This is a genomic window from Roseateles sp. P5_E8 (assembly GCF_054177665.1).
This window is the reverse complement of the sequence record NZ_JBGCUM010000038.1, coordinates 44,016-54,591: the sequence shown is the minus strand read 5'-3', so window position 1 is coordinate 54,591 and position 10,576 is coordinate 44,016. Positions and strand designations below refer to the sequence as shown.

The window sequence follows — 10,576 nt, the reverse complement described above, 5'->3', positions numbered from 1 at the left end:
CCGGCACCCACTTGCGGGCCCAGCTTGTCAATCGTCACGCGCAGCGTTCCACCACTGGCACTGCGTTCGCAGTCCACGAGTTCGTAACCGAGTCCGGTCACGGTCGTTTCCACAGCGGTTTGCCAACTCATGCGGGGGCGGGTTTAGATCTAGAAGAAAAGCGAAAAAGCAAAAAAAATGGGCTGGATGAATCCGCCCAACTCGTTTCACAAAAACCAATGATGGCCAGCTCCGGGGGATGTCGTCCGGGGCTGGCGAGGGGCTAGCCTCGTTTTCGGTGAAAGTCGGATTGTACGGTGCAAGTCCCATGCCGGCAAGCCGCCGGCCGCTGCGCGTGACAGAATCTGAGGCTGTTTGAGACCTCACAGGAGACAAGAATGGGCTTTCTCGCCGGCAAGCGGCTGCTGATCACGGGCGTGCTGTCCAACCGCTCCATCGCCTACGGCATCGCCCGGGCCTGCCACCGCGAAGGCGCCGAGCTGGCCTTCAGCTACCAGGGCGAACGCTTCAAGGAGCGCATCACCGAGTTCGCGGCCGAGTTTGGTTCGCAGCTGATCTATGACTGCGACGTGACCAGCGACGAGCAACTGGAAGCGCTCTTCAATCAACTCGGTGAGGTTTGGCCCGAGTTCGACGGCTTCGTTCATTCGATTGGCTTTGCGCCGCGCGAAGCGATTGCCGGCGATTTTCTCGAAGGCATGACGCGCGAGAACTTCCGCATCGCCCACGATATTTCGGCCTACAGCTTCCCAGCCATGGCCAAACTGGCCGCGCCGCGCCTACGCGCCGGCTCCGCCCTGCTGACGCTGAGCTATCTCGGCGCTCTGCGCATCGTGCCCAACTACAACACCATGGGCCTGGCCAAGGCCAGCCTGGAGGCCAGCGTGCGCTACCTGGCGCAGGCGCTGGGTCCCAAGGGCGTGCGGGTGAACGGCATCTCGGCCGGCCCGATCAAGACGCTCGCGGCCTCCGGCATCAAGGACTTCGGCAAGCTGCTGGGCCAGTTCGCGGCCCAGGCGCCGATCCGCCGCAACGTGACCATCGACGACGTCGGCAACACCGCCGCCTTCCTGCTGTCCGACCTCGCGGCCGGCATCAGCGCCGAAATCACTTACGTGGACGGCGGCTTCAGCCAGATCGCGATGGCCGGCGAATAAGCCGGTCGCTTCAGCGGCGGCGCCGGGAGGCGAAGCCCGCTGCGGCCAACCCGAGCAGCGCCAGGCCGGTGGGCTCGGGCACCGAGTTCGTGTCGCGCACGACGATGGCGCCGGCTGCGACCTCGCCGTTGTCGCCCACCTCGCCGATGTAGAGGAATAGACCGGCCGCCGTGACCGCTGCGGTCAGGTTGAAGTCGATGGCGCCGTTGTCGCCCATGCTCAGAAAGCCGGCGGGCGTGACGGTCGTGTTCTCGGCATCAAAGAGGCCCAGCGTCGCGACGGCGTTGTCGGCCGCCATGCCCGAGCCATCCGTGCCAAAGAGCTTGGCATCGGCCGGCGCGCGCTGGGCGCCGGCTGAGAACACGGTGCCGGTCGTGAAGTCGAACACCGACAAACCGACCGCTGCGCTGGCGCAGGCGGCGTCAGCACAGTCGGTCATCGACAGTTTGATGGCGTCGAGGTCGAAGCCCGAGAACTGGCCCGGCGAACCGCCGAGCAGGGCGCTGTTGTCGCGGATGCCAATGGACAGGATGCTCAAGAGGCCGACGGCGGACAGGTCGGCCTTGTAGACCGCCGTGCCGGCCAGCGTGCCACCGGTGATGCCTGACAGCTTGGTCAAGGCGACCGGCACGGCCTGGGCTGCCGAAGCCATCGCAAGCGCCGCCGCAGCGGCGAGGAGTTTGTAAGTTGCTCTCATGGGGGATTCTCAAACAGTGGTGGACGCCATCCCTGGGCGCATAGCCCATGCCAGACCGCCCCCCTAGCTCCGGCAAGTGGCTGCTCCGTCATCGCTTTTAGGCGCTCCGGATTCCCTACAGGCGCAGCGCGCCCGGAACCGCGGCCGGTTATGTCATTTCGCCCGACACCCTAGTTCTAGGCATATGGGCGCCAGGCCTGTAACAGCCTCACATCTGGTGACATCCACGAATACGGGTGGCGACGGCCCCAGATCTGACACGACTGGTCGGCCTGCGACAAATCTCGTCAGCTGCGCGGCGGGGCAAGGCCGAAAGGCGACACATCTGGTCAGTTTTGGCCGGTTTTACTCAGGCACGGGCGTTGCACGCCTGCAGCGGTCGCCTCCCGGAGCCACCCATGCCCGCCTTCCAACCGTTACGTCTTGGCCGCCTTGCCACGCTGACCTTGCTCGGTGGCCTTGGCGCCAATCCGCTGCTTGCGCAGACCATCACCGTCTACAGCAGCGGCAGCCTGCCCATAGGCAGCACGCGCCAGCTCACGGCCTACGTGCCGCTGTCGCCGAACGGGGTGAGCTGGAGCGTCAACGACATTGCCGGCGGCAATGCCAGCATCGGCACTGTGGACAGCACGGGGCGCTACGTGGCGCCGGCCGCCGTGCCCATGGCCAACAACGTCATCGTGAAGGCGACGAGCACGGCCTACCCAGCCAAGTCCGGCAGCATCACGCTGACCGTGACCCAGGTACAGCCTCGGCTTTGGAGCCTCAGCCCGGCCAGCGTGCCGGTGGGTGCGTTCACGATCAGGTTGAATGGCGCATCCTTCCCTGCGAACGTGGCCGTGAAGATCGGCGATGTGCAGGCAACGGTGACGCGGCTCTCGGCCACCCAGCTTCAAGCTGCGGCCGTGGCGCCCAGCACCTGGCTGGGCAAGAGCCAGCCGGTGCAGGTCTGGGCGACGGGGCTGGGCAGCATCGGTTCGGATGTCGTCAACCTCAGCGTGTCGGCCACTGCGCCAGCGCCCGCACCGGCTCCAACGCCCTCCCCGGCACCCGCACCAACGCCTGCACCCGCGCCGGCCCCTTCACCTGCGCCCGGCCCGGGCCAGGGCACGGCCAACCTTGCGGCGGCGCGCCTGCTGGAGCAGGCCAGCTTTGGCCCCAACGCCACGGCCGTCGCCCGTGTGCAGAGCCTGGGGGCCGACGCCTGGCTCAACGAGCAGTTCGCGCTGCCCGAGACGCCCATCGCGCTGCCCAACGACAACGGCACGTCCACGGTGTCGTCCCAGATGCTGAACCGCCTGACCGACGCGCCCGACCAGTTGCGCCAGCGTGTGGCCTATGCGCTGGCCCAGGTCATCGTCGTCTCGGCCAACAAGAACATCTACCCCAACGAGCTGGTGCCGCATCTGCGCACGCTGAGCAAGCACGCCTTCGGCAACTACCGCGCGCTGCTGGAGGAGGTGGCGCGCAGCCCGCAGATGGGCAAGTACCTGGACCTGGCCAACAGCAACAAGCCGCTCGGCGCCTCCGCCGCGAACGAGAACTTCGCGCGGGAGCTGACGCAGCTGTTCACCATCGGCCTCGTCAGGCTGAACGCCGACGGCAGCCCACAGCTCGATCTGTGGGGCCGGCCCATCCCGACCTATGACCAGAGCACCGTCCAGCAGATCGCGCTGGCGCTGACGGGCTGGACCTACGTCGGCACTGGCGCCAACAACTGGGAGAACTTCAGCGGGCCGATGGTGCTGCGCGAGGCCAACCACGACCAGCGGGCCAAAAGCTTCCTCGGCTGCAACCTGTCCGCCAGCCAGGGCGCGGACGCCGACCTGAAGGCCACGCTGGATTGCCTGTTCCAGCACGCCAACACGGCGCCCTTCGTGTCGCAACGGCTGATACGCCAGCTCGTCAAAAGCAACCCCAGCCCTGCGTACGTGCAGCGCGTCGCCGCCGTCTTCATCAACAACGGCAGCGGCGTGCGCGGTGACCTGCGCGCCGTGGTGCGGGCCATCCTGCTCGACGCCGAAGCGCGCAACGACACGGCCGCCACCAACGACGGCCGGCTGCGGGACCCGATGCAGCACATCGCCGCCACCTTGCGGGCGCTGAACGGCGGTTTCCAGCCTGGCAACGCCCTCGGCTGGGAGATCGGCCGCACGGGCCAGACGCCGCTGACGCCACCGTCGGTCTTCGGCCATTACTCGCAGCTCTTCCGCCTGCCGCAGACGACGCTGGCCGCGCCCGAGTTCCAGATCTACACGCCCACCGAGGCCACGCTGCGCGGCAACTTCATGTGGAGCCTGCTGACCCAGCCGGGCGCCAACATGCGCATCAACCTGCTGCCGTTCACGGCGGTCGCGGGCGACACGACGGCACTGATCAATGCGGTGGACCAGCAGCTGCTGTGGGGCCGCATGCCGAGCGCCATGCGACAGAGTCTGGCGAACGCGATCAACGCGCAGTCAGACGCGACGCAGCGCATGCAGACGGCGCTGTACCTGACGCTGCTGTCCGGCCAGCACGCCATCCAACATTGAGAGGGGACGACGCCATGACCTCGCACAACACGACCCGTCGCGCGCTGCTGCGCGCCGCCTGCGCCCTCACCGCCGTGCCCGCCCTGCCCAGCCTCGCGCAAGGCACGGAGGACTACCGCGCCCTGGTCTGCATCTTCCTGGCCGGCGGCTGCGACGGGCACAACGTGCTCGTCCCGCAGAGCACCGCCGCCTACGCGGCCTACCGCAGCCTGCGCGGCGGCCTGGCGCTACCCGGCCAGTCCGCCAGCCTGCTGCCCATCACGACGACCGATGGCCTGCCCTATGCGCTGAACTCGGGCCTGCAGACCATCCACCCGCTGTGGGCGCAACGCAAGCTCGGGGCAATCGCCAACGTCGGCCCGCTGCTGGCGCCGACGACGCGTGCGCAGATCCTTGCCGGCACGGCGACGCTGCCCGCCAACCTGTTCTCGCACTCCGACCAGATGCAGCAGACCCAGGCCGGCAATGGCAGCGGCGGCGGCACCGGCTGGGGCGGCCGCACGGCGGATGCCGTTGTCGCGCGCAACGGCACGTCGCGCTTCCCGGCTGCCGTGTCGATGGCCGGCGGCGCCTTGTTCGCCAACGGCGCGCAAGTGCCCAGCGCCAGCCTCGTGCCGGGCTTCAACCTCGACGTCAGCGGCATGAGCACCTGGCCGGCCTCGGCCACGGCCGCGCGGGCCCAGGCGCTGAACGAAATCCTGGCGCTGGACGGCGGCGTGAAGCTGATCCAGGCGGCCAACCAGGTCAGGCGTGATGCACTCAGTCTCGGCGCGCTGCTGCGCAGCAGCGGCGCGGGGACGGTCAACACCGTCTTCCCCGGCACCGACCTCGGCCGCCAGCTGCAGCAGGTCGCGCGGGTCCTCGCGCTGCGCGGCAGCGTGGGCGTGCGTCGCCAGGTGTTCTTCGTGCAGCTCGGCGGCTTCGACACCCACAGCGGCCAGAGCTGGCAGCAGTGGGACTTGCTGCGCCAGTTGGGCGACGCGATGGGCGCCTTCTACAACGCGACCGTGGAGTTGGGGGTCTCGCAGCTCGTCACGAGCTTCACGCAGAGCGAGTTCGGCCGCTCGCTGCAGCCCAGCGGCTCGGGCAGCGACCACGGCTGGGGCAACCATCACCTCATTCTCGGCGGCGCGGTCAAGGGCGGCCAGGTCTATGGCCGCTTCCCTTACCCCGCGCTGGGCGGCGTGGACGACTCGGGCAGCCGCGGCGCGCTGATCCCGAGCACGTCGCTGGAGCAGTTCGGCGCCACGCTGGCACGCTGGTTCGGCGTCGATGCGGCGGGCCTCAACACCGCCTTCCCGGCCCTGGGCGCCTTCGCGCCACAGGACCTGGGCTTCATGGCCTGATGCGGATCAGGCCTTGACGCAGTCGACGTAGTAATGGCCGCGTCCCGTCTCCTCGTCGATCTCGTGCACGAGGCCGTGCACATCTGTCGCGAAGCCCGGGAACTTCGAGTTGAAGCTGCGCGTGAACTTCAAGTAGTCGACGATCTTCTTGTTGAAGCGCTCGCCGGGCACCAGCAGCGGGATGCCGGGCGGGTAAGGCGTCAGCAGTGAGGTCGTGATGCGGCCTTCCAGCTCGTCGATGCCGACGCGCTCGGTGCGGCGCTGCGCGATGTGGGCGTAGGCGTCGGTCGGCGTCATGGCCGGCTGCAGGTTGGACAAATACATGTCCGTCGTCAGCCGTGCGATATCGCCCTCGGCATAGGCCGCGTGGATGGACTGGCTGAGGTCGCGCAGGCCCATGCGCTCGTACTTCGGGAACTTGGCGCAGAACTCCGGCAGGATGCGCCACAGCGGCGCGTTCTTGTCGTAGTCGTCCTTGAACTGCTGCAGCGCGGTCAACAGCGTGTTCCAGCGGCCCTTGGTGATACCGATGGTGAACATGATGAAGAACGAGTACAGGCCCGTCTTCTCGACGACGACGCCATGTTCGACGAGGAACTTGGTGACGACCGAGGCGGGAATGCCGGACGCGGCGAAGCGGCCTTCCATGTCCAGCCCGGGCGTGATGATGGTGGACTTGATCGGGTCCAGCATGTTGAAGCCTTCGGCCAGGCCGCCGAAACCATGCCAGTCCTCGTCCGCGTGCAGCATCCAGTCGGCGGCCACCGGCCGGCTGCCATGGTCGTCCTGGGCACGCAGGAAGTCCGGCCCCCAGACCTTGAACCACCAGTCCTCGGCATAGTCGGCCTCGACCTTGCGCATCGCGCGGCGGAAGTCCAGGGACTCGCGGATGCTCTCCTCCACCAGCGCCGTGCCGCCGGGTGGTTCCATCATGGCGGCCGCCACATCGCAGCTCGCAATGATCGAGTATTGCGGGCTGGTGCTGGTGTGCATCAGATAGGCCTCGTTGAAGAGGTGCTTGTCGAGCTTGACACTCTGCGAGTCCTGCACCAGCACCTGCGAGGCCTGCGAGATGCCGGCCAGCAGCTTGTGCGTGGACTGCGTCGCGTAGACCATGGCTTCCTTGGGGCGCGGGCGGTTCTTGCCCATCGCGTGGAACTGGCCGTAGAAGTCGTGGAAGGCCGCGTGCGGCAGCCAGGCTTCGTCGAAGTGCAGCGTCGGGATGTAGCCGTCGAGCTTGGCCTTGATGGTCTCGGTGTTGTAGAGCACGCCGTCGTAGGTGCTCTGCGTCAGCGTCACGATGGCCGGCCTGACAGTCGCAGGGTCGATGTGCGCCAGCAGCGGGTTGGCGGCGATCTTGGCGCGGATGGTCTCCGGGCTGAACTCGCTCTCGGGGATGGGGCCGATGATGCCGTAGTGGTTGCGCGTCGGCGTCATGAAGACGGGGATGGCGCCGCACATGATGATGGCGTGCAGGTTGCTCTTGTGGCAGTTGCGGTCGATGACGACCACGTCGCCCGGCGCCACCGTGTGGTGCCAAACCATCTTGTTGGACGTGCTGGTGCCGTTGGTGACGAAGAAGCAGTGGTCGGCATTGAAGATGCGCGCCGCGTTCTTCTCGCTCTGGGCGATGGGGCCGGTGTGGTCCAGCAACTGGCCGAGCTCCTCGACGGCATTGCAGACGTCGGCCCGCAGCATGTTCTCGCCGAAGAACTGGTGGAACATCTGCCCGACCGGGCTCTTCAGGAAGGCCACGCCGCCCGAGTGACCGGGGCAATGCCATGAGTAGGAGCCGTCCTGGGCGTATTCCATCAGCGCCTTGAAGAACGGCGGTGCCAGGCCATCGAGGTAGCTCTTGGCCTCGCGGATGATGTGGCGGGCCACGAACTCCGGCGTGTCCTCGAACATGTGGATGAAGCCGTGCAGCTCACGCAACACGTCGTTAGGCAGATGCTGGCTGGTGCGCGTCTCGCCGTAGACGTAGATGGGGATGTCCGGGTTGCGGTTGCGAATCTCCTGGATGAACTTGCGCAGGTTCAGCACCACCGGGTCCATCTCCGGGCCGGGCGTGAACTCCTCGTCGTCGATGGACAGAATGAAGGCCGAGGCGCGGCTTTGCTGCTGGGCAAACTGCGACAGATCGCCGTAGCTCGTCACGCCCAGCACCTCCATGCCCTCCTTCTGGATGGCCTCGGCCAACGCGCGTATGCCCAGGCCCGACGTGTTCTCGGAGCGGTAGTCCTCGTCGATGATGACGACGGGAAAGTGAAAACGGATCATGGGCAGCCTCCAGCGGGCGGGCATCAAAAAACGAAGCGGCGAAGTGTAGAGCCGCACTGTGTTCCGCTCGTGTCAGCGCAGTCTATAAACTGACCCGACAACACTGACTTCGGGAGACGAGATGGACTGGAACTGGGCCACCGTCTGGTGGATCGTGGCGGGCGTGCTGGTGGCAGTCGAATTGGCCAGCGGCACCTTCTACCTGCTGATGCTGGCCGTGGGCGCCGCCGCCGGTGCGCTGGCTGCTCATCTGGGCGTGGGCCAGACCGGCCAGGTGCTGACCGCCGCCGTCGTGGGCGGCGCCGCTGTGGTGGGCTGGCATGTGAGGCGCAGCCGCATGCCCGCAGCCGCACCCGCTGCCAGCAACCCAGATGTCAACCTCGACATCGGTCAGTCCGTCCAGGTCGAGTCCTGGACGGCCGACGGTCTGGCCAAGGTGCAATACCGGGGCGCAGCTTGGCAGGCGCGCTTCATCGGCAGCGCGCCGGCCCAGAGCGGCCGGCATGTGATTCGCGCGGTCGAAGGCAGCTGCCTGCTGCTCGACCGCTGAGCCTTCAAATCAACAACACCAGGGAGACCTCATGGGGTTCCAGATCGCACTCGTCATCCTCGTCATCGCGGCCATCTTCGTGGTGCGCTCGATCAAGGTCGTCCCGCAACAGAACGCCTGGGTCGTGGAACGACTCGGCAAGTACCACGGCACGCTCACACCGGGCCTCAACTTCCTCGTGCCCTTTGTCGACCGGCTCGCTTACAAGCACTCGCTGAAGGAGATCGCGCTCGACGTGCCCAGCCAGGTCTGCATCACCAAGGACAACACCCAGCTGACCGTCGACGGCATCCTCTACTTCCAGGTCACCGATCCGATGCGCGCGAGCTACGGCGCGAGCAACTACGTCATTGCCATCACCCAGTTGGCCCAGACCACGCTGCGCTCCGTCATCGGCCGCATGGAGCTGGACCGCACCTTCGAAGAGCGGGCAATCATCAACACCTCCGTCGTCGAGGCGCTGGACGAGGCGGCGCTGAACTGGGGCGTCAAGGTGCTGCGCTACGAAATCAAGGACCTGACGCCGCCGCCGGCCATCCTGCATTCCATGCAGGCCCAGATCACCGCGGAACGCGAAAAGCGCGCGCTGATCGCCGCCTCGGAAGGCCGGCGCCAGGAGCAGATCAACATCGCCACCGGCGAGCGTGAAGCGGCCATTGCGCGTTCAGAGGGCGAGAAGCAGGCCGAGATCAACAAGGCCCAGGGCGAGGCGGCGGCCATCACCGCAGTGGCCGATGCCACCTCGGACGCCATCCGCAAGATTGCTGCGGCCATCCAGCAGCCGGGCGGTGACCAGGCCGTTCAGCTGAAGGTGGCCGAGAAGGCCGTTGACGCCTTTGCCCAGCTCGCGCAGAAGAACAACACCATGATCGTGCCCGGCAACATGAGCGAGGTGGCCGGCCTCATCGGCACCGCCATGAGCCTGATCAAGGCCGGCGGCAAGGCCTGACAACGCAGGCGTAAAAAAGCCCGCGAGGACCCTGGTCCAGGGCGGTCGCGGGCGCAAGACGTTCGGGGGGCACCGAACGAAAGCGATCGAGGAGACGCTTTTCTGAAAACCCCAGGTCAGGACCCGCCGCCGTAGGGCAGGCCGAACAACTCAGCAATCAGTTCCCACATAACCTGCTCCACTGGCCATCGGCCAAGTCCCGATGAGGCGCAGTTTGTGGGAGGGGTTGCGGCAGCGGAACTACAAACCCTGGTAGTCGCCCGGCCCGTCAGAGCAGGCCCAGCTCCATCGCCTTCAACACCGCTCGCGGCTTGTTGGACACGTCCAGCTCCCTGAAGAGCTGCTTCATGTGGTAGTTCACCGTGTTCTCGCTGATGCCCAGCAGACTGCCAACGACCCAGGCGCTCTTGCCCTCTTTCGTCAGCTTGAGAATTTCAAGTTGCCGCGGCGATAGCCTGGGTATGGTCGCCTTGGCCCTCGTCGAGACGAGCAATCGCGCCGCAGCGTCCTGTGCGTGCACGGCCAGCAATTGCAGGTCGGCAATCATCCGGTTGAGCTTGACGGGGTCCTGAGGCAACGCCTCCTCGCGATCCACGCCGAGCAGGAAGCGGCGATAGCCTGGCATGTGCACGCTCACCGCCACGCCCGCCTTGTAGCCAAACGGCGCCTGCTTCTCCCACAGGTCCCCGGCATCCGATCGCACGTACAAGCCTTGGTCATAGACCAGCGGCGCCGGGCTCCGCATCAGATGTCGGTGGACAGGATCCCGCTTCGCGTTGGCGGCATCGTTGAACGCCTCCAGGAACGCCGTCGGCGTGTTGCTGACCGTGAGGTACTCGTTGGTCGCACCAGGCCCGCGATGCTCGATGGCGAGCACGCCAGCGATGAGGCCGAAGTCCATGTCGTTGGCGAAGGCAATCAGCCCCTGCCGGAACGACGTGAAGTCCTCCGCTTGACTGACTTGTTCGTACCGCTGCAGGTTCATGCAGGCACCGTGCGCTACTAGGGTTGGTAGGCGCAGCGCGTCGGCGACGAACGCAAACTGCAAGCCATGCAGATGACG

Annotated in this window: 8 protein-coding genes; 5 read left to right on the top strand and 3 right to left on the bottom strand. The window is 66.6% G+C overall.

Annotated features, from left to right (window positions below):
* Window positions 1-377 precede the first annotated feature (377 nt).
* Window positions 378-1,157 carry an enoyl-ACP reductase FabI gene (gene fabI / locus ACXRVZ_RS19595; protein WP_457425188.1) on the top strand — a complete coding sequence of 260 codons (780 nt, stop codon included), beginning with the start codon at window positions 378-380 and terminating at the stop codon, window positions 1,155-1,157.
* 10 nt (window positions 1,158-1,167) lie between these two features.
* On the opposite strand, the gene ACXRVZ_RS19590 is transcribed toward fabI, so the two are convergent.
* Window positions 1,168-1,854, bottom strand: a complete 687-nt coding sequence (locus ACXRVZ_RS19590) for a PEP-CTERM sorting domain-containing protein (protein WP_457425186.1) — start codon at window positions 1,852-1,854, stop codon at window positions 1,168-1,170.
* 398 nt (window positions 1,855-2,252) lie between these two features.
* Between ACXRVZ_RS19590 and ACXRVZ_RS19585 the strand changes: the two genes are divergently transcribed.
* Both ACXRVZ_RS19585 and ACXRVZ_RS19580 read left to right on the top strand, forming a co-directional pair.
* Entirely contained in the window at window positions 2,253-4,388 is a 2,136-nt protein-coding gene (locus tag ACXRVZ_RS19585; protein ID WP_457425184.1) for a DUF1800 domain-containing protein, read from the top strand.
* A gap of 14 nt (window positions 4,389-4,402) precedes the next feature.
* Window positions 4,403-5,734: a DUF1501 domain-containing protein gene (locus ACXRVZ_RS19580; protein WP_457425182.1), complete on the top strand. Its 1,332-nt coding sequence runs from the start codon at window positions 4,403-4,405 to the stop codon at window positions 5,732-5,734.
* 6 nt (window positions 5,735-5,740) lie between these two features.
* Here the strand turns inward: ACXRVZ_RS19580 and ACXRVZ_RS19575 are convergent, their stop codons facing one another.
* Window positions 5,741-8,014, bottom strand: a complete 2,274-nt coding sequence (locus ACXRVZ_RS19575) for an Orn/Lys/Arg family decarboxylase (RefSeq protein WP_458232727.1) — start codon at window positions 8,012-8,014, stop codon at window positions 5,741-5,743.
* A gap of 121 nt (window positions 8,015-8,135) precedes the next feature.
* On the opposite strand from ACXRVZ_RS19575, the gene ACXRVZ_RS19570 reads away from it, so the two are divergent.
* Window positions 8,136-8,564: an NfeD family protein gene (locus tag ACXRVZ_RS19570; RefSeq protein ID WP_457425178.1), complete on the top strand. Its 429-nt coding sequence runs from the start codon at window positions 8,136-8,138 to the stop codon at window positions 8,562-8,564.
* Between the two features lie 31 nt (window positions 8,565-8,595).
* Entirely contained in the window at window positions 8,596-9,513 is a 918-nt protein-coding gene (locus ACXRVZ_RS19565) for an SPFH domain-containing protein (RefSeq protein ID WP_458232726.1), read from the top strand.
* A 268-nt stretch (window positions 9,514-9,781) separates the two neighbouring features.
* Here ACXRVZ_RS19565 and ACXRVZ_RS19560 read toward each other — a convergent pair whose 3' ends face one another.
* A complete protein-coding gene (locus tag ACXRVZ_RS19560; RefSeq protein WP_457425174.1) occupies window positions 9,782-10,561 on the bottom strand; it encodes a helix-turn-helix transcriptional regulator in 780 nt (259 codons plus the stop codon).
* Window positions 10,562-10,576 lie beyond the last annotated feature (15 nt).

Coding starts and splice junctions, on each gene's coding strand:
- ACXRVZ_RS19590 (WP_457425186.1), bottom strand. CDS start 1,854: ATGAGAGCAACTTACAAACTCCTCGCCGCTGCGGCGGCGCTTGCGATG.
- ACXRVZ_RS19575 (WP_458232727.1), bottom strand. CDS start 8,014: ATGATCCGTTTTCACTTTCCCGTCGTCATCATCGACGAGGACTACCGC.
- ACXRVZ_RS19570 (WP_457425178.1), top strand. CDS start 8,136: ATGGACTGGAACTGGGCCACCGTCTGGTGGATCGTGGCGGGCGTGCTG.
- ACXRVZ_RS19580 (WP_457425182.1), top strand. CDS start 4,403: ATGACCTCGCACAACACGACCCGTCGCGCGCTGCTGCGCGCCGCCTGC.
- ACXRVZ_RS19585 (WP_457425184.1), top strand. CDS start 2,253: ATGCCCGCCTTCCAACCGTTACGTCTTGGCCGCCTTGCCACGCTGACC.
- ACXRVZ_RS19565 (WP_458232726.1), top strand. CDS start 8,596: ATGGGGTTCCAGATCGCACTCGTCATCCTCGTCATCGCGGCCATCTTC.
- fabI (WP_457425188.1), top strand. CDS start 378: ATGGGCTTTCTCGCCGGCAAGCGGCTGCTGATCACGGGCGTGCTGTCC.